Origin of the sequence: Pseudomonas sp. 10C3, from assembly GCF_036346185.1 — a bacterium.
In the GTDB taxonomy this organism is placed as follows: Bacteria; Pseudomonadota; Gammaproteobacteria; order Pseudomonadales; family Pseudomonadaceae; genus Aquipseudomonas.
In genome coordinates this window covers 163,340-181,858 of sequence record NZ_JASJVE010000006.1, presented here as the reverse complement: position 1 = coordinate 181,858, position 18,519 = coordinate 163,340, and the positions used below count along the sequence as shown (strand labels likewise).

At 55.7% G+C, this 18,519-nt stretch carries 15 protein-coding genes; 10 read left to right on the top strand and 5 right to left on the bottom strand.

What is annotated here, in order from left to right; translation table 11 throughout:
* Positions 1 to 77 precede the first annotated feature (77 nt).
* From QN399_RS07845 to QN399_RS07830, 4 genes are all read right to left on the bottom strand, one after another.
* Positions 78 to 1,259, bottom strand: a complete 1,182-nt coding sequence (locus QN399_RS07845; protein WP_322179141.1) for a hybrid sensor histidine kinase/response regulator — start codon at positions 1,257 to 1,259, stop codon at positions 78 to 80.
* A complete protein-coding gene (locus tag QN399_RS07840) occupies positions 1,253 to 1,870 on the bottom strand; it encodes a chemotaxis protein CheB (protein WP_322216507.1) in 618 nt (205 codons plus the stop codon). The genes QN399_RS07845 and QN399_RS07840 overlap by 7 nt, the downstream gene beginning before the upstream one ends.
* Complete coding sequence (locus tag QN399_RS07835; RefSeq protein ID WP_323565785.1) at positions 1,867 to 2,688, bottom strand: protein-glutamate O-methyltransferase CheR; 822 nt, start codon at positions 2,686 to 2,688, stop codon at positions 1,867 to 1,869. The genes QN399_RS07840 and QN399_RS07835 overlap by 4 nt, the downstream gene beginning before the upstream one ends.
* Positions 2,689 to 2,756: 68 nt before the next feature.
* Positions 2,757 to 6,254, bottom strand: a complete 3,498-nt coding sequence (locus tag QN399_RS07830) for a response regulator (protein ID WP_322179139.1) — start codon at positions 6,252 to 6,254, stop codon at positions 2,757 to 2,759.
* Positions 6,255 to 6,524: 270 nt separating this feature from the next.
* Between QN399_RS07830 and QN399_RS07825 the strand changes: the two genes are divergently transcribed.
* From QN399_RS07825 to QN399_RS07815, 3 genes are all read left to right on the top strand, one after another.
* On the top strand, positions 6,525 to 6,893 hold the full coding sequence (locus tag QN399_RS07825; RefSeq protein WP_322179138.1) for a response regulator: 369 nt from the start codon (positions 6,525 to 6,527) through the stop codon (positions 6,891 to 6,893).
* 288 nt (positions 6,894 to 7,181) lie between these two features.
* Entirely contained in the window at positions 7,182 to 7,700 is a 519-nt protein-coding gene (locus QN399_RS07820) for an Hcp family type VI secretion system effector (protein ID WP_322179137.1), read from the top strand.
* A gap of 122 nt (positions 7,701 to 7,822) precedes the next feature.
* Entirely contained in the window at positions 7,823 to 9,127 is a 1,305-nt protein-coding gene (locus QN399_RS07815; protein WP_330200784.1) for a glycosyltransferase, read from the top strand.
* Positions 9,128 to 9,166: 39 nt separating this feature from the next.
* Here the strand turns inward: QN399_RS07815 and cobF are convergent, their stop codons facing one another.
* Positions 9,167 to 9,925, bottom strand: a complete 759-nt coding sequence (gene cobF, locus QN399_RS07810) for a precorrin-6A synthase (deacetylating) (protein ID WP_322179135.1) — start codon at positions 9,923 to 9,925, stop codon at positions 9,167 to 9,169.
* A 130-nt stretch (positions 9,926 to 10,055) separates the two neighbouring features.
* On the opposite strand from cobF, the gene QN399_RS07805 reads away from it, so the two are divergent.
* The 7 genes from QN399_RS07805 to xylB all read left to right on the top strand — a co-directional run bounded on the left by QN399_RS07805 (position 10,056) and on the right by xylB (position 18,509).
* Positions 10,056 to 10,961, top strand: coding sequence for an AraC family transcriptional regulator (locus tag QN399_RS07805; protein WP_322179134.1), 906 nt, complete (start codon positions 10,056 to 10,058; stop codon positions 10,959 to 10,961).
* Positions 10,962 to 11,202: 241 nt separating this feature from the next.
* Positions 11,203 to 12,513 (top strand): sugar ABC transporter substrate-binding protein, encoded by a 1,311-nt coding sequence (locus tag QN399_RS07800; protein WP_322179133.1) that lies wholly within the window; start codon positions 11,203 to 11,205, stop codon positions 12,511 to 12,513.
* A gap of 80 nt (positions 12,514 to 12,593) precedes the next feature.
* On the top strand, positions 12,594 to 13,526 hold the full coding sequence (locus tag QN399_RS07795) for a sugar ABC transporter permease (RefSeq protein WP_330200783.1): 933 nt from the start codon (positions 12,594 to 12,596) through the stop codon (positions 13,524 to 13,526).
* 10 nt (positions 13,527 to 13,536) lie between these two features.
* On the top strand, positions 13,537 to 14,370 hold the full coding sequence (locus QN399_RS07790) for a carbohydrate ABC transporter permease (protein WP_322179131.1): 834 nt from the start codon (positions 13,537 to 13,539) through the stop codon (positions 14,368 to 14,370).
* A 46-nt stretch (positions 14,371 to 14,416) separates the two neighbouring features.
* Positions 14,417 to 15,520, top strand: a complete 1,104-nt coding sequence (locus tag QN399_RS07785) for a sn-glycerol-3-phosphate ABC transporter ATP-binding protein UgpC (protein WP_330200782.1) — start codon at positions 14,417 to 14,419, stop codon at positions 15,518 to 15,520.
* A gap of 18 nt (positions 15,521 to 15,538) precedes the next feature.
* A complete protein-coding gene (locus tag QN399_RS07780; RefSeq protein WP_330200781.1) occupies positions 15,539 to 17,020 on the top strand; it encodes a mannitol dehydrogenase family protein in 1,482 nt (493 codons plus the stop codon).
* 7 nt (positions 17,021 to 17,027) lie between these two features.
* Complete coding sequence (xylB, locus tag QN399_RS07775) at positions 17,028 to 18,509, top strand: xylulokinase (RefSeq protein ID WP_322179128.1); 1,482 nt, start codon at positions 17,028 to 17,030, stop codon at positions 18,507 to 18,509.
* Positions 18,510 to 18,519 lie beyond the last annotated feature (10 nt).

The following is an 18,519-nucleotide window of genomic DNA, read 5'->3' as shown; positions in this document are numbered from 1 at the left end:
TATCTCTAAATAGCTGCCACTACGACCATGGCGCGCGGCGTAGGTTGCGCTGTACGTCGGATAATTGCCAACAGCTTTTAAAGCGGCAGGCTCACCCTGAACAACGATCCCTTACCCTCCTCGCTATCTACGCTGATCGACCCACCATGGGCGGCGACGATCTGCTCGGAAATAAACAAGCCCAAGCCCAATCCGGCGATGACATGATTGGCCGATACCCGCTCAAACTGCTGAAAAATTCGTTTTTGGTTTTCTTCGCTGACACCAATACCGTGATCAAGCACATCCACCCGCGCCTGCCCGCCTTCGCAATACACCCGCACGTCGATCGGGTTATGTGAACCATAGCGCAGTGCGTTGGTCAGCAGGTTCACAACCACCTGCTCGATACGAAACTCATCCCAGGTCCCTATGACCGGCCCTTCGCCCGTAAAAGACAACGTCGACTCAGCGTTCGATATCTGCGCGGAGAAGCTCTCCAGAAGGTTGCTGACCAGTTGCACCAGATCGAAACGACTGGGACGAATCGACAACTTACCGGTACGAATGCGTGAGACATCCAGCATATCCTCGATCAAACGAATCAAACTCTTGATTTGCCGCTCATCGCGATCGACCATGGCGCTCAGTTTGTCCAGGGTAAACGCAGCAACGTTGCCCTTGGTCAAGTGCAGTTTGCGCAGCTGGGTTTCCAGGATAAGCCCGTTAAGCGGGGTGCGCACTTCGTGAGAAACAACCGACATGAAGTCATCGCGCATGCGCACTGCATGCTCAAGCTCGTTCTGGGTGGACTGAAGCTGCTTAAGCAAAGCTTCCTGCTCGTGGCGGCTCTGTTCAAGGGCTTCGACCTGCTGCTTCATCGCCTTGCGTTGACGATAAAGGTCGACAAATACATTGACCTTGCTCTTCACCGCATGGATATCCAGCGGTTTGTGCAGAAAGTCCACCGCGCCACTTTCGTAGCCCTTGAATGCGTAATTCAACTCACGACCGGCGGCACTGACAAACACGATAGGAATATTTTTGGTTCTCTCGGTACTGCGCATCAGCTCAGCCAGTTCGAAGCCGTTCATTCCTGGCATTTGCACATCGAGAATGGCCAGAGCGAACTCATGCTGCAGCAACAGCGAAAGTGCCTCATCAGCAGACAGGGCTTTAAAGACCGTGCGGCCTTCACGCTTGATCAATGCCTCAAGCGCTAGCAGGTTTTCCGGTAGATCATCGACGATCAGCAGGTTGGCTTGGATTTCACTTAGCATGCGGTTCTTTCCAGCTCGATTAGCAATTGGCCAATGTCGTGCAACGGCAGGATATGATTCGGCATATGTAACGCCAACGCTGCTTCGGGCATGGTGGGTGCATGAGCCAGCCGGGGATCTTGAACCACAGTGAATCCGCCGTGATGCTTGATCATAGCCAATCCTCGAGCACCGTCCTGATTGGCCCCGGTCAGCAACACCCCGGCCAGCCGAGGTCCATAGGCATCAGCGGCCGACTCAAAAAGGATGTCGATGCTGGGACGTGAATGGTAGATGCGCTCTTCCCGGCTCAGTGACAGGCTGAAATCTTCTTCCACAGACACGTGATAGCCGGGAGCGGCGAAATACAACGTGCCAGGAACAATTATCTCTTTGTCATCGACTTCTTTGACCGTGATAGGCAGGCGCCGCTGAAAAATTTCAGCCAAATGACTGCGGCGCTCATCAAGTAAATGCAAGACCGTGATAATTGGCAAAGCAAAGCCTGGCGTCAACGCAGAGAAAATCTTCATCAAGGCATCCACGCCGCCAGCCGACGCCCCGATGACAATGGCATCGACAAGAGGCAGCGCGCGAATGGGCAAGTGGCGGTATTGTTCAGTCGTATTCATGACTTACGGTAGATCCGCTCCTGTTTGACGAATGTTTCAAAATTTTTGCTATAGGCGGAAAAATCGAGTGTTTCCTTGCTGCCCAGTACCAGAAAGCCCCGATGGCAGAGCGAATCGTGAAACAGCCCAAATGCCCGATCTTGAAGTTTCTTATTAAAATAAATCAGTACGTTACGGCATGAAATTAACTGGGTTTCTGAAAACACACTATCAGTTGCCAGGCTGTGATCGGCGAACGTGACGTTCTCGCGCAGGGTCTTATCGAAAATAGCGTGGTCATACGCCGCCGTGTAATAGTCGGAAAACGCCCGCTGCCCGCCCGCCCGTTGATAGTTCTCGGTGTACGCACGAATATTCTCCAGGGAGAATATGCCCATCTTCGCCTTCTCCAGCGAACTGGGGTTAATGTCAGTCGCGTAGATGATGGTTCGATCAAGCAGACCCTCCTCGCGCAACAGGATCGCCATGGAGTAGACCTCCTCCCCTGTACTGCAACCGGCGATCCAGATCTTGATCGAAGGGTATGTTTTGAGCAGCGGCACTACCTCCTGACGAATCGCCAGGAAATGCCCAGGATCGCGAAACATTTCGCTGACCGGGATAGTCAGGAACTGCAAGAGCTGCATGAACGCTAATGGGTCATGTAGCACGCGCTCCTGCAACGCCGAGATGGTCTTGCAATCGAACTGACGCAACGCATGATTGACCCGACGCTTGACCGAGGCTCCAGAGTAATCACGAAAGTCGTAACTGTATTTGAGGTAAATCGCCTCCATTAACAGACGCAATTCAATTTCGGTGTTTCGCTCAAACGACATGGCACAAATCCAGATACTCGGTTCCAGGAGTCAACTTAGTGGCTTCAATGCCTGATACGTTCAATGAATCAGAACCGTTCCATTTTTGGCAGCCATACGCGAATCAACGAAAACAAACGGTCAAGGTCAATGGGCTTGGCCAGGTAATCATTGGAGCCCGCCTGCAGGCAGCGTTCCTGATCGTCTCTCATGGCTTTGGCCGTCACCGCGATAATCGGCAGCTTGCGCCAGCGTGGATCCTTGCGAATTTCCACGGTCGCTTCGTAGCCGTCCATCTCGGGCATCATCACATCCATCAACACCAGGTCGATGTCGTCGACATCATTAAGCTTGTTGATGGCCTCTCGACCATTACGAGCGATTTCAACGACCGCGCCTTTGTGCTCCAGGGCACTGGTCAGCGCGAAGATGTTACGCACGTCATCATCGACCACCAGGATTTTACGGCCCTCAAACACCTTGTCTCGACTGCGGGCGGTCCTGAGCATTTTCTGGCGTTCGCTGGACAGTTTCGATTCGACTTTATGCAGGAACAGCGTCACCTCATCCAGCAAACGCTCGGGCGAACGCGCACCTTTGATGATGATCGAGCGGGAATACTTGAGCAGCTCGGCTTCTTCATCCCGGGTCAGATTGCGCCCGGTGTAGACGATCACGGGCGGAAACGAGCAGATGTCGTCGGTGGACATGCGCTTGAGCAGGTCGTTGCCAAGCATGTCAGGCAGTTTCAGGTCGATGATCATGCAGTCGTAGACGTTATCCCGCAGCAGATCCAACGCATCCTGAGCGAACCCGACGGCGGTTATCTCGATGTCATCGTCGCCAATCAATCGCGCGATACTGTCGCGTTGCAGGGCGTCGTCTTCCACCAGCAGGATGCGCTTGACTTTCTGGGTCAGCTTGGCCTCGAGCTTGGCGAAAACATCCTTCAATTCTTCACGGGTGGTCGGTTTGACCGCATAACCGATGGCCCCCATGTGCATCGCGGCTTCCTGGCGATCCTCTACAGAGATCACGTGGACCGGAATATGTCGGGTCGGCGCCAGTTCTTTCAAGCGCTGTAGCACGGTCAGACCCGAGTGATCCGGTAGACGCATGTCCAGCAGGATCGCGTCAGGTATGAACTGTGCCGCCAGGTTGAACCCTTCGTCAGCGGCATGGGCCACCAGGCATTGATAACCCAATTCGTGAGCCAGATCGTAAAGAATCTGCGCGAAACTGACCTCATCCTCGATCACCAGCATGCAGCGGGTACTGAACGGTGCCTTGTCGCGATCATCGGCAAAGTCTGGAATAGCTGGCAGTGTCGGAACCTTCACTACAACGGGGATGACCGGTGGCATCACCATGACAGGTGCTGCGACCGCGACCGGCTGTTCGCCATATTCGAGTTGGACCTGCTCAACGTATTGCTCAGGCACCACCAAGGTGAAAATGCTGCCCTGCTCTGGCGCACTGGTGACGGAGATCGAGCCACCCAGCAATTTGGCCAGATCGCGGGAAATCGACAGCCCAAGGCCGGTGCCACCGTAACGCCGATTGGTGGTGCCGTCGGCTTGGCGGAATGCCTCGAAAATGCTTTCCTGATGCTCTTCGGCGATGCCGATGCCAGTGTCGCGCACGGTGAAGGTAATGCCCTCGCCCGGCTGCCGCGATACGGTCAAACTGACACTGCCGCGCTCAGTGAACTTGATCGCGTTGGACAACAGGTTTTTCAGTACTTGCTCCAGGCGCTGGCGATCAGTAAACAGCAGCGTTGGCGCGCCCGCCTGTAATTCGACTTGAAAGTCGAGTTTCTTGTCTGCGGCCATGGGTTGAAACATACCCCGCAGGCCTTCGACCAACCGCGCCACACTGGTAGTTTCCGGGCGCATGTCGAGCTTGCCGGCTTCGACCTTGGAGATGTCGAGAATGTCGTTGATCAAGTTCAGCAGATCGTTGCCTGCCGAATAGATAGACTCGGCGAATTTGACCTGCTCGGCCGTCAGGTTCTCTGTCGGGTTTTCCGCCAGCAGTTTCGCCAGAATCAGTGAGCTGTTAAGCGGCGTTCGCAACTCATGAGACATATTGGCAAGGAATTCAGACTTGTATTTGCTGGAGCGTTGCAGCTCTTCAGCTCTTGCTTCAAGTTCAACCTGCGCAATATTCAACTCTTCGTTGTTGCGGTCCAACGCATCACGCTGATCGGCCAGGGCTTGGCCCTGTTCGGCTAACTGCTCATTGGTTTGCTCAAGAGCTGCCTGCTGGGTTTCCAGATGGGACTGAGACTCCTTGAGGATGTGTGACTGTTGTTCAAGCTCTTCGTTAGCGGCTTTAAGCTCTTCCTGCTGCACCTGCAGTTCTTCATTGAGCTGCTGGGTTCCGGCGAGTACGTCCTGCAAGCGCTGGCGGTAACGTGCCGCTTCAATCGAGGTGCCGATGTTGTCGGAAATCACCTCGAGAAACTCGACATCGCGTTCGGTCAAGGCCCGCAAAAAACCCAACTCGATCACGCCATTGACCTGGTCGTCATTGCTGGTTGGCACGATCAGGACACTACGCGGCGAACCATCGCCCAGACCCGAGCTGACTTTGAAGTAATCACCCGGCACATCGTCCAGGGTGATGATCTTGTCTTGCAGCGCAGCCTGACCGATAACGCCCTCGCCGCCGTAGATCGACTGCTCGTGCTGTTCCTGCTCGCGGGAAAACCCGTAAGATGCCACACGCGTGAAGCCACCATGTTCCTGACGGACATACATCGCGGCCACGACAGAGCCCAGGTATTGGGCAAAAAACTGCAACACATTGCGGCCCAGCACGTTCAATGTCAGCTGCCCCAACACTTGTTCTGCCAGCTCGCTTTGCCCGTTGCGCAGCCACGCCACGTGTTGCAAGCGCTGAGCGTTATTCTCTTGCAGCTTCAGGTTCTCAAGGTAACTTTTTGATAACGCAAACATATCGCGCCGGCCTATGTAGGCCAGGAAGCCGCTGATCAGCACCACAAAAATCAAATACAAGGTCACTGTGAGAATCGTGGTGTGCGTGACGTCTTCGTTGCGAGTGATGCGCAGTTGCTGCTCGATCGCCACGATCTGATCATATTCGCTGCGAATTTCGTCGGTCAGACGCTTGCCTCGACCGGCGGCAATAGCCGATTGATAATCACCATTTTTTCGGCGCAACGTGATCATTTCCTGGGCAAAATCGTTCCATTCATCCTGCAGGGCAGACAGACGCCTCAAGCGATCCAGTTGCTGAGGGTTATCGGCAACCAGTTGGTCCAGACTTTTGAGTTCAGCCACCACCCCAGGTTTGGCGACTTCATAGGGATCGAGAAAGTGCTCATCACCCGTGAGCAGAAAGCCGCGCATGCCCGTTTCCATATCGATGGACAGCCGGAGCGAATGATTGGCGTTGTTGATCACGCGGTCGGTGTGTTCGACCCACTGGATCACCGTCAATAAATAGGTAATCAGAGAGATAAAAAAAACAGCGCTCAGCACACCGACACCCAACGGCAGACTGATGTTGCGGCCCAACATTTTACGGAAGCGTTGCTCGTCAATCGAAGACGGAGGGTTCATCAAAAGGTCCGGGCGAATTCATCGAAACGACAGAGTCTGCAGGAAACATCTGCAAAAGACTGTTTTTCTAGCACATGAAGCAGAAAATTCAGGCACAGCACCATGAAACGGCCTACAAAAAATCTCATCAGGGTGAAAAAAGAGCAGAAAGGAACCCAAATGGATAGTTTTTCCTGCTAGAGGGAACTTGTCGCTATCATTTACATACTCATTAACATGCTGTCAGAAACAATCAGCTGCGAATTATTGTCTTTTTTCAGGGAACATTTTATGTCCGCACCCACCAGCACCATCCTCGTGGTCGAAGACGACAACATCGTACGCATGTTGATCGTCGACGTACTTGAAGAGCTGGATTACAGCGTGCTCGAAGCCGCTGACGGTAAAGACGCGCTCGCCCACCTGGGCGACGGTCAGAAAGTCATAGATCTGCTGATGACTGATCAGGGACTACCCGATATGAATGGCCGCGATCTGGCGACCGAGGCCCGGAAATTACGCCCCAGCCTGCCCGTGCTGTTCGCCAGTGGGTATGCAGAAAGTATCGAAGTGCAGGAAGGTATGGACGTCATCGGCAAACCGTTCTCCATCGATCAGTTGCGAAGCAAGGTGAAGGGGATTTTGGGCCAAAAGGCCTGATACGCAATTTCCTGCACAACCCAAACCCGCCACTACCCCGAAAACTTGTCTGATCCGGTTTCCAAGGGCCCTTATCCTATGCGCAGGATGCTCCGTCGGCATGAGCAAGAACTTGCTCAACCGGGGTTAAATGCCCACCATAAATCTCTAAATAGCTTTAACTAATAAAGCTATCCATATGATTTATATCAATTTATATTTTACGGCATGGCTTTTGATAGATGAAACAGCGTCCGCAACGCATTAGTTTTTACGGACACCCTCTGTTTATCCTGAAAGGAGCGTTTCATGCCAACACCCGCGTATTTAAAGATCGAAGGCACCAAACAGGGCCTGATCACCGCAGGCACTTTTACCCAGGACTCGGTCGGCAACATCTATCAGGAAGGTCATGAAGACCAAATCCTGGTTCAAGCCTTCGACCATCAAATCATCATTCCACGCGACCCTCAATCCGGCCAACCGACCGGCCAACGCGTACACAAACCTCTGATGATCACCAAGGTGTTCGACAAGTCCTCGCCTTTGATTTTCGCGGCTTTGACCTCCGGCGAACTCCTGAGCAAATGCCGCCTGGAGTGGTTCCGCACCTCGGCAGAGGGCACTCAACAGCACTACTTCACCATCGAACTGGACGATGCACTGATCGTTGAAGTGCATTCGCACATGCCAAACTGCCAGGACCCGAAACAGTCGCACTTCACTCACCTTGAAGACGTCTACTTCACCTATCGCAAAATCTCCTGGACCCATGAAGTCAGCGGCACTTCGGGCTCCGACGACTGGCGCAAACTCAAGACTGAGTAATCACAAACAGCATCGCCCCCTCAAGGGGTCGATGCTTTTTTTGTCGCGCTTTCGGCGTATCGGTGATGCCTCCCAAAACCTGTGGTTTAATTACGCCCCTCGATCACCCAGAACCCCCTCCCATGAGCCTGCCCCACTCAAGCACTCCCACCCACGTGCTCATCATTGGTTATGTCTGGCCAGAACCGCGCTCGTCGGCAGCGGGTGGTCACATGATACAGTTGATCGAGTGCTTCCTGAGTCAAGGCTGGCAAATCACCTTCAGCAGCCCTGCGAGCGAAGGCGAACACAAAGCTGATCTCGCCGCTCTCGGCATTGCCGAAGTCAGCATCGAACTCAATAACAGCAGCTTCGATGTGTTCATCACTGAACTCAAGCCAGACATCGTGCTGTTCGACCGTTTCATGATGGAAGAACAATTTGCCTGGCGCGTGGAGAAGCATTGCCCCGACGCGCTGCGCATTCTCGAAACCTCAGACCTGCAAAGCCTGCGCGACGCTCGGCATCAACTACTCAAGAATCACCTAAAGAAAGACTCTGATCTTGATGATTTTTATGAATTTTTCAGTGCCTCACCTCAAGCTATTTTCCCGTACATGGCGGCCAGTGACCTGGCTCAGCGCGAAATTGCCGCGATCTATCGCTCCGACATCAGCCTGATGATCTCCGATGTAGAAATCGATCTGCTCGTCGATCAGTTCAAGCTCCCCATGGCATTACTGCATTGGTGCCCACTGATGCTCAATGGCACACCGACCACTGCGCGACCTTTCGAAGACCGCGCGCATTTCCTCAGCATCGGTAACTTTCGCCACGCGCCGAACTGGGATGCGGTGTTATGGATGAAAAATGCGATCTGGCCACTGATTCGCCAACAGCTACCGTCTGCGCAACTGCACATCTACGGGGCCTACACCCCCCCCAAAGCCACTGCCCTGCACAACGCAGCACAGGGGTTTCATGTCATGAACTGGGCGGAAGATGCACTGGAGGTGATGTCCGGTGCGCGAGTCTGTCTGGCACCCTTGCGGTTTGGTGCTGGCATCAAAGGCAAGATCGTCGACGCCATGCTCTGCGGCACCCCGAATGTCACCACGCCTATCGGCGCTGAAGCCATGGCCGGCGACCTGCCATGGCCGGGCGCGATAGCCAGTAGCGCCAGCGCCATCGCTGCTGCAGCCGTCGAGCTCTATCGGGACAAAACCCTGTGGGCACAGGCGCAAGCCAATGGCTGGGCGATAGTGAGTGCGCGCTATCAGTACGAGCAGCACTGCGCGAGCCTGATTGCGCGGATTGAGGCCTGCCGCCAAACCCTGCAGCAGCATCGAACCGACAACTTCACCGGTGCCATGCTACGTCACCACCACCACAAAAGTACCCAATACATGGCGCAATGGATCGAAGCCAAGAATCGAACTTCAGTTTGATATCCGGGTATTTTCTTCGCCAGCTTGCGGGCGAAGGCCTCAGCGTGGTCTACGCAACAAATATGTATCCATGATCCACCCTTTCTCGCGCCTGGCAGCTTCGCGGACGCGGCGAATTTCAGCACTGACGTCCTTGAGTTTTCCTGTGATCAGGATTTCATCCGGGGTGCCCAGATACGCACCCCAGTAGATGTGCAAATCTGTGTCGGTCAGGGTGTCAAACGTGCAATGGGCATCGAGCATCACCACGACGTTATCGATATCCCCCTCCGGGCTCTGCGCCAGTCGCCGGCCGGTGGTGATCTGGATTGGCTCGCCAATGCGGTTCAACGGTATCCGGTGCTGGGCGACCAACGCCTGAACGCTGGTAATGCCCGGAATGACCTGATACTCAAACGACTGCGCGCCGCGCTCCAGTACCCGGTCGAGTATCCGCAAAGTGCTGTCATACAGCGACGGATCGCCCCAGATCAAAAACGCGCCAACCTCCCCCTCAGCCACTTCATCGCCAATCAGTTGCTCGAACAACACCGCGCGCTGCTCATGCCAATACTCGATGCCCGCCTGATAGGACTGAGGATCGTCTTCGCGCTGCGGATCCTGCACCTGCACCACGCGGTAGTCGTCGCGCGTCATGTAGCGCTGGCAAATCTCCTTCCTCAAACGCAATAGATCGTCGTTGGCATAGCCTTTGTCCAGGATGAAAAACACGTTCGTCCGGTTCAGCGCGTTAATGGCCTGAACCGTGATGTGTTCTGGATTACCCGCACCAATGCCGATCAGCAGAATGTTCTTCATGAGCCCACATCCAAAACCACGGTCATCCTCATTTCGTACCCTTTCATACGACCCTTTGTTAAGTCCATGTTACCGCTCAGCCAAATAGTGCACATTAGGACCTGAGCGAATCACCATCGACGACCAGTGCATGACCAAAACAACAAGAATAACCGACCCCTCCTACGAACTGATGGACGACCATAACGGGCTGTCGATCATTTATCGCGAGCATGGTTTTCCCTGTCCTTTGGTGCGCTGGCATTTTCACAAGGAATACGAGCTGCATCTGATCGTCGCCAGTTCGGGCAAGGTGTTCATCGGCGATTACATCGGTAACTTCTACCCTGAAAGCCTGTTTTTGACCGGGCCGAACCTGCCACATAACTGGATCAGTCAGGTCGGCGAAGACGAAGTGGTGGTCAAACGCGACATGCTGGTGAATTTCACCGACGAGTTGTTCGAGAGCGGCAACCAGGTGTTTTCCGAACTCAAGACCCTGACCCCACTGCTGGAGCGCGCACAATACGGAATCGAGTTTCGCTGCAAACGCACGATCCGTCAGGCGATGAAGCTGATGCAAAAAATCGCCGACAGCAGGGGTATCAGCCGGCTGGGGCATTTTTTCATATTGCTGGAGCTTCTGGCCGCGAGTGATGACGTCCAACTGCTCTCTGGCACGACCTCGCCGCAATTGGCCGATGAACACAGCATCGACCGCACCAACCGCGCCGTGGATTACATCTTCGCTCATTACGCGCGCGAGCTGCCTCTTGAAGAGGTCGCCGAGTATCTGGGCATGAAACCGACGTATTTTTCCAGGGTGTTCAAGCAGGCGACTGGCCGTTGCTTCGTCGAGTTCGTCAATCGCCTGCGCGTCAGTAAATCCTGCGAGCTGCTGGCGGATGGCAATAAACCGGTGACCGATGTGTGTTTCGAGTCCGGTTTCAATAATATTTCCAATTTTAATCGGCGTTTTCAGCAGCTCAAAGGCATGACGCCCTCGCACTATCGTCGTTTGGCCGTCCAGCGACTGACCGAACAAAACCTGTACTGATTCACCCCACCTTCGCCCCCTTCAACTACGCTGAAACCGCCCGACGCTATGCCGGAGCGATATTTCAATGCATTTCCGTTTGCGCCATGAGTGCAAAAAAGTATCAGTTTGAGTGCAGTGCAGGATTTGTCATCTCTCCCTCAGACCGTTGTAATCAGTTCACAGTCTTCCTTGCCTCCGGAAGATACAAAAACAATAACTGACCTTCTGCAGCTCTCAGAGCGCAGGAGAGGAGAGATCGATGAAGGCTTCAGTAAAAGCGCTACTCGCCAGCACCTGCCTGGTACTTGGCAGCACGGCCGTCGCCGGTACAGTCACCATTGCCACGGTCAACAACAGCGACATGATTCGCATGCAACGCCTGTCTAAAACCTTCGAACAACAGCACCCTGATATCAAACTCAACTGGGTGGTGCTGGAAGAAAACGTTCTGCGCCAACGCCTGACCACCGACATCGCCACAAAAGGGGGCCAGTTCGATGTGCTGACCATCGGCATGTACGAAGCGTCGTTGTGGGGTCAGAAAGGCTGGCTGGAAGAGATGAAAGACCTGCCTGCCAGCTACGCGCTGGATGACGTTTTTCCATCGGTACGCGATGGCCTGTCGGTTGACGGCAAGCTGTATGCCCTGCCGTTCTATGCCGAAAGTTCGATGACCTACTACCGCACCGATCTGTTCAAGGACGCAGGCCTGACGATGCCTGAACGCCCAACCTGGAGCGAGATCGCCGGCTTCGCCGAAAAACTCACCCACCGAGACAAAGAACAATACGGTATCTGCTTGCGCGGCAAGGCCGGCTGGGGCGAGAACATGGCGCTGATCAGCACCGTTGCCAATGCGTACGGCGCACGCTGGTTCGATGAGCAATGGAAACCTCAGTTCGATCAACCCGAGTGGAAAAACGCACTGAATTTCTACGTCGAAACCATGAAAAAATCCGGGCCGCCTGGCGCATCGAGCAATGGTTTCAACGAAAACCTGGCCCTGTTCAACAGCGGCAACTGTGCGATCTGGGTGGATGCCAGCGTTGCGGGCTCTTTTGTGACCGATAAAACTCAAAGCAAGGTCGTCGACCATGTCGGCTTCACTTACGCGCCGCATGAGGTCACAGACAAAGGCTCTGCCTGGTTGTACTCCTGGGCGCTGGCCATTCCGACCAGCGCAAAAAACCAGACTGACGCCAAAACCTTCAGTACCTGGGCTACTTCCAAGGAGTACGCCGCACTGGTTGCCGAGAAAGATGGCGTGGCCAACGTGCCACCAGGCACTCGCGCCTCGACCTACAACGAGGCGTACATGACGGCTGCACCGTTCGCCAAGATCACCCTCGAATCGTTGAAGGCAGTGACACCCAAGACCCCTACGCTAAAACCGGTGCCTTATGTCGGTATCCAGTTGGTGACCATCCCTGAGTTCCAGGCCATCGGCACGTCGGTCGGCCAGCAATTCTCCGCAGCCCTGGTTGGTACGATGACAGTCGATGCCGCCCTGGTCGCCGCGCAAAACTCCACTGAGCGGGACATGAAACGAGCGGGTTACCCGAAAAAGTAGTCCTCTGACTATCGCTGGTGTCGAGAGGCCCTCTGCCCCTCGACACCGTGTTCACGCTTGCGTCCAGGCTCGGAGTCATCATGAATACCTCAGCCGTTAACCCCCGTCTGGCTACGTCCAGCCAACAACCCAAGGCCAAACGCCGGAGGGTCAAACCCGGCTGGTTTCTGGTCAGCCCTTCCATACTGCTGTTGCTGGTGTGGATGATTGTGCCGCTGGGCATGACGATCTACTTCTCGCTGATTCGCTACAGTCTGCTGAATCCCGGCGAGAACGAATTCGTCGGTCTGGAAAACTTCACCTACTTCATCACTGACAGTGGCTTCATCCCCGGCGCCACCAACACCTTATTGCTGGTGGGCAGTGTGCTGGCGATCAGCGTGATTCTCGGCGTCCTGATTTCAGCCCTGCTGGAAGCCAGCAAATTTTTCGGTCGAGGCATCGTCCGGGTGTTGTTGATTTCGCCGTTCTTCATCATGCCAACGGTCAGCGCGCTGATCTGGAAGAACCTGATTTTCCATCCGGTTTCCGGAATTCTGGCCGCTGTATGGAAATTTTTCGGCGCGCAGCCGGTGGACTGGCTCGCCCACTTCCCGCTGCTGTCGATCATCATCATCGTGTCGTGGCAATGGCTGCCCTTCGCCATCCTGATCCTGATGACGGCCATGCAATCGCTTGATCAGGAGCAGAAAGAGGCTGCGCGCCTGGACGGCGCCGGTCCCTTGGCGATTTTCTGGTACCTGACGCTGCCGCATCTGGCCCGGCCCATTGCCGTGGTCATCATGATCGAAACGATTTTCCTGTTGTCGGTGTTCGCCGAGATTTTCACCACCACCAACGGCGGTCCGGGCTATGCCTCGACCAACCTGGCGTACCTGATCTATAACCAGGCCTTGCTGCAGTTCGATGTCGGCATGGCGTCGGCTGGCGGCTTGATTGCCGTGGTGATCGCCAACATTGCCGCAATCATCCTGATTCGGATGATTGGCAAAAACCTCACCGATAAGTCATGAGGGCCTTATCATGATGACGCTCAAACAATCCCGTCGCGTGCAGAGCCTGGTGCTCGGCACCTTGTCATGGGCCATAGCGGCGCTGGTGTTCTTCCCTATCTTCTGGATGGTGCTGACCAGCTTCAAGACCGAAATCGACGCTTTCGCCACGCCACCTCAGTTCATCTTCAGCCCGACGCTGGAGAACTACCTGCACATCGAGGAACGCAGCGGCTATTTCCATTTTGCCTGGAACTCGGTGCTCATCTCCTTCAGCGCCACGGCCCTGTGCCTGCTGATCGCCATACCGGCGGCCTATTCCATGGCTTTCTTCGAGACCAAACGCACAAAAGGCACCTTATTGTGGATGCTCTCGACCAAGATGTTGCCACCGGTGGGCGTGCTGATGCCGATCTACTTGCTGGCCAAAACCTTCGGTCTGCTGGACACCCGATTCGCCCTGATCATTATCTATACCCTGATCAACCTACCCATTGTTGTATGGATGATCTACACCTACTTCAAGGATATCCCGCCGGACATTCTCGAAGCCGCGCGACTGGACGGAGCCACGACCTTGCAAGAGATCTTCCGGGTGCTAGTACCCATCTGCAAAGGTGGCCTGGCGTCCACAGCCCTGCTGTCACTGATCCTGTGCTGGAACGAGGCGTTCTGGTCGCTGAACCTGACTTCGTCCAATGCCGCGCCATTGACAGCCCTGATCGCCTCCTACTCAAGCCCGGAAGGCTTGTTCTGGGCCAAGCTCTCGGCAGTCTCGACACTGGCCTGCGCGCCGATTCTGATCTTCGGCTGGATCAGCCAAAAACAACTGGTACGCGGCCTGTCTTTTGGCGCCGTCAAATAGTCTTTCTACCTTTCTAGAATAAAAACAGAACAGAACGGAGGTCACCATGGCTAACCTGAGTATCAGAAACCTGCAAAAAGGCTTCGACGGCCACGCCATCATCAAGGGCATCGATCTGGACGTTCGCGACCGTGAATTCGTGGTTTTCGTCGGTCCCTCCGGCTGCGGCAAATCCACGCTATTGCGGCTGATCGCCGGGCTTGAAGAAGTCACTGCCGGTACCATCGAGCTTGATGGGCGAGACATCACCCAGGTCAGCCCGGCCAAGCGCGACCTGGCCATGGTATTTCAGACCTACGCCCTGTATCCGCATATGACCGTGCGCAAGAACATGTCGTTCGCCCTCGATCTGGCCGGTGGCAACAAAGCCAATATCGAGCGCAAAGTCAGCGAAGCGGCGCGCATCCTGCAACTGGAACCGCTGCTGGAGCGTAAACCCAAACAGCTTTCCGGCGGTCAGCGCCAGCGCGTGGCCATCGGCCGGGCAATTGTGCGCAACCCAAAAATATTCCTGTTCGATGAGCCCCTCTCCAACCTCGACGCAGCGTTGCGCGTTCAAACACGCCTGGAGCTGTCACGCCTGCATAAAGAGCTGAAGGCGACAATGATCTACGTGACCCACGATCAGGTCGAGGCCATGACCCTGGCCGACAAGGTCGTGGTCCTCAACGGTGGTAAGGTTGAACAAATCGGCTCGCCGCTGGAGCTGTACCACCATCCAGCCAACCTGTTCGTTGCAGGCTTTCTGGGCACACCGAAAATGGGCTTTCTCAAGGGCACCGTCAGCCGTGCCGACAGCCGTGGCTGCGAAGTCACCCTGGACGCTGGCACCACAATCAACCTGCCATTGGCCGGCGCCAGCGTGAGTGTCGGCAGCGCGGTAACCCTTGGCATACGCCCGGAACACTTGAACATCGCCAGGGAAGGAGACTGCCAGATGCAGGTAATCGCCGACGTCAGCGAGCGCTTGGGCAGCGACACGTATTGTCATGTGCGCACTTCATCAGGTGAAGCCTTGACCCTGCGTATCCGCGGAGATCTGGCCAGCCAGCATGGCGAGAGTCTGAACCTGCACCTGGACAGCACCCACTGCCATTTGTTCGACGCTCAGGGCCTGGTGATCACCAGCGCTTTACAGGCCGCCGCTTAAACATTCGAGACCACCCTCATGAAACTGAACAAGCAGAACCTTTCACAGCTCCCCGCCACCGTCGCTCGCCCGCTCTACAGCCCGGCCGACACTCGCCAGGGGATCGCCCACATCGGTGTTGGTGGTTTTCACCGCGCACATCAGGCGTTCTACACCGACGCGCTGATGAACCTCGGCGAAGACCTCGACTGGAGTATCTGCGGGATTGGCCTGCGCCCGGAAGATCGCGCAGTACGTGACGCCCTAGCCGAGCAAGACTACCTCTACACGCTCTGTGAACTCGGCGATACCGACGACACTGAAACCCGCATTATCGGTTCCATCAGCAACATGTTACTGGCTGAAGATGGCGTGCAGGCGTTGATCGACAAGTTGGCCAGCCCTGAGATTCGGATCGTTTCACTGACGATCACCGAAGGTGGCTACTGCATCGACGACAGCAACGGCCAATTCATGGCGCACTTGCCGCAGATTCAACATGATCTTGCGTACCCGACTTCGCCGAAGACCGTGTTCGGCCTGCTCTGCGCGGCCCTGGCAACACGCCGCGCGAACGCCCTTCCAGCCTTCACCGTAATGTCTTGCGATAACCTGCCACATAACGGCAGCGTCGCACGCAAGGCGTTGCTGGCTTTCGCTGCCCTGCGCGATGCCGATCTGCACGACTGGATTGCCGCCAACGTCAGCTTCCCCAACGCAATGGTCGACCGCATCACCCCCATGACCACCACCGCTCAGCGACTCCAGTTGCACGATGAATACGGTGTCGATGATGCCTGGCCGGTGGTCTGCGAACCGTTTGTGCAATGGGTGCTGGAGGATAACTTCGTCAGCGGCCGCCCAGCCTGGGAAAAGGTCGGTGTGCAGTTCACCAACGACGTGACGCCCTACGAAGAGATGAAAATCAAGTTGCTCAACGGCAGTCATCTGGCACTGACCTATCTGGGCTTTTTGCAGGGCTATCGCTTCGTCCACGAGACCATGAACGATCCGCTGTACGTGCAATTCGTACGCGCCTACATGGACCTGGATGTCACGCCACAATTGGCTTCGGTGCCCGGGATCGACCTGGAAGGCTACAAGGACACCTTGATCGAGCGCTTCTCCAATCAGGCGATTGCCGATCAGTTGGCACGGGTTTGCTCCGACGGCTCATCGAAGTTTCCCAAGTTCACCGTGCCGACCATCAACCGCCTGATTCTTGATAAAGGCAACCTCGACCGTGCGTCTCTGGTGGTGGCGGCCTGGGCCATATACCTCAAGGGAGTGGATGAAGCCGGCAACACGTATCCCATCGTCGACCCCAGGACAGAATTCTGTCAGGCCTTGGTCGTCGACGATGTCTTGATCACTCAGCGTTTGCTCGAGGTTGTAGAAATCTTTGGCACAGCAATTCCACGGTCCGCCGAGTTCGTCGCCGCGTTCGAACATAACCTCAACAGCTTGCGTGAACTGGGCGTCCGCAAGACCCTGGAAAATCTGCTGGCCAAATCCGTCTGAGGTGAGCATGTTTCTCGGTATTGATTGCGGAACCCAAGGCACCAAGGCCATTGTGCTTGATGCAGTAAGCGGCAACGTGCTTGGCCAAGGCGCCGCGCCGCACCGTCTGATCAGTGCGGCCAATGGTCGGCGCGAGCAGGATGTGCAGCAATGGCTCGCGGCGTTCGAACAGGCCACCCGTGATGCGCTCGCGGAGGCCGGCATCAGCGGCTCACAGATCCAGGCAATCAGTGTTTCCGGGCAGCAACACGGCCTGGTTCTACTGGATCAACAGGGCGAAGTGTTACGCCCGGCCAAACTGTGGTGCGACACCGAATCCACCCCGGAAAACAATCGACTACTGGACTATCTCGGCGGAGAAGCCGGCTCTCTCGCGCGCCTCGGTGTTGCCATTGCACCGGGTTACACGGTCTCAAAGCTGCTGTGGACCCTGGAGCACTATCCTGAGTTTTCCGTACGCATCGACAAGATATTGCTGCCCCATGACTACCTCAACTACTGGCTGACCGGACGTTGTTGCAGCGAATTCGGCGACGCCTCCGGCACTGGTTATTTCAACGTGCGCACCCGTAGTTGGGACGTGGCGCTACTCGAACATATCGACCCCAGTGGCCGCTTGAGCCGTGCCTTGCCTCAGCTGATCGACGCGCAGCAAGCCGTGGGCACGATTCGTCCGCAAATCGCCCAACTACTCGGGCTAAACCCAGACGCTATTGTCGCCAGTGGTGGTGGCGATAACATGATGGGCGCCATCGGCACCGGCAATATCCAACCCGGCTCGATCACCATGAGTCTGGGCTCCTCGGGCACTGTCTACGCCTATGCGGACCAGCCACAGGTCAGCGACCAAGCCTCGGTGGCGACCTTCTGTTCTTCCTCCGGTGGTTGGTTGCCATTGATTTGCACCATGAACCTGACCAATGCCACCAGCGCCATTCGCGAACTGTTTTCCTTGGACATCGACAGCTTCAACCGCGCGATAGCCCAAGCGCCGATCGGTGCCGAAGGGGTGCTGATGCTGCCCTTCCTCAATGGCGAACGTGTACCCGCCCTGCCCCATGCCACCGGCAGTATTCTGGGGCTCAACAGCACCAACCTGAGCCAGGCCAACCTGTGCCGTGCAGTGGTCGAAGGCACCACCTTTGGTTTGCGCTACGGCCTGGACCTGCTGCGCGCCAATGGCATCAAGAGTGAGACGGTCCGCTTGATCGGCGGCGGCGCTAAAAGCGCGATCTGGAGGCAAATCGTCGCGGATGTCATGGACACCCCGGTTATCTGCACCGAACACAGTGAAGCCGCAGCACTCGGCGCGGCCATTCAGGCAGCATGGTGCTGGTCCGCAGAAAACGGACAAAGTCAGAGCTTGCAGGCATTGTGTCAGCGCTGCGTGGGCCTCGACGCGAGCAGCGAAACCCGACCAATCCCCGAGAATGTCATTGCTTATCAGCAGGTCTACGACCGCTATCGTCATTATTTACGGGCACTTTAAGGCCGTGGAG

Coding starts and splice junctions, on each gene's coding strand:
- QN399_RS07845 (WP_322179141.1), bottom strand. CDS start 1,259: ATGCTAAGTGAAATCCAAGCCAACCTGCTGATCGTCGATGATCTACCG.
- QN399_RS07840 (WP_322216507.1), bottom strand. CDS start 1,870: ATGAATACGACTGAACAATACCGCCACTTGCCCATTCGCGCGCTGCCT.
- QN399_RS07835 (WP_323565785.1), bottom strand. CDS start 2,688: ATGTCGTTTGAGCGAAACACCGAAATTGAATTGCGTCTGTTAATGGAG.
- QN399_RS07830 (WP_322179139.1), bottom strand. CDS start 6,254: ATGAACCCTCCGTCTTCGATTGACGAGCAACGCTTCCGTAAAATGTTG.
- QN399_RS07825 (WP_322179138.1), top strand. CDS start 6,525: ATGTCCGCACCCACCAGCACCATCCTCGTGGTCGAAGACGACAACATC.
- QN399_RS07820 (WP_322179137.1), top strand. CDS start 7,182: ATGCCAACACCCGCGTATTTAAAGATCGAAGGCACCAAACAGGGCCTG.
- QN399_RS07815 (WP_330200784.1), top strand. CDS start 7,823: ATGAGCCTGCCCCACTCAAGCACTCCCACCCACGTGCTCATCATTGGT.
- cobF (WP_322179135.1), bottom strand. CDS start 9,925: ATGAAGAACATTCTGCTGATCGGCATTGGTGCGGGTAATCCAGAACAC.
- QN399_RS07805 (WP_322179134.1), top strand. CDS start 10,056: ATGACCAAAACAACAAGAATAACCGACCCCTCCTACGAACTGATGGAC.
- QN399_RS07800 (WP_322179133.1), top strand. CDS start 11,203: ATGAAGGCTTCAGTAAAAGCGCTACTCGCCAGCACCTGCCTGGTACTT.
- QN399_RS07795 (WP_330200783.1), top strand. CDS start 12,594: ATGAATACCTCAGCCGTTAACCCCCGTCTGGCTACGTCCAGCCAACAA.
- QN399_RS07790 (WP_322179131.1), top strand. CDS start 13,537: ATGATGACGCTCAAACAATCCCGTCGCGTGCAGAGCCTGGTGCTCGGC.
- QN399_RS07785 (WP_330200782.1), top strand. CDS start 14,417: ATGGCTAACCTGAGTATCAGAAACCTGCAAAAAGGCTTCGACGGCCAC.
- QN399_RS07780 (WP_330200781.1), top strand. CDS start 15,539: ATGAAACTGAACAAGCAGAACCTTTCACAGCTCCCCGCCACCGTCGCT.
- xylB (WP_322179128.1), top strand. CDS start 17,028: ATGTTTCTCGGTATTGATTGCGGAACCCAAGGCACCAAGGCCATTGTG.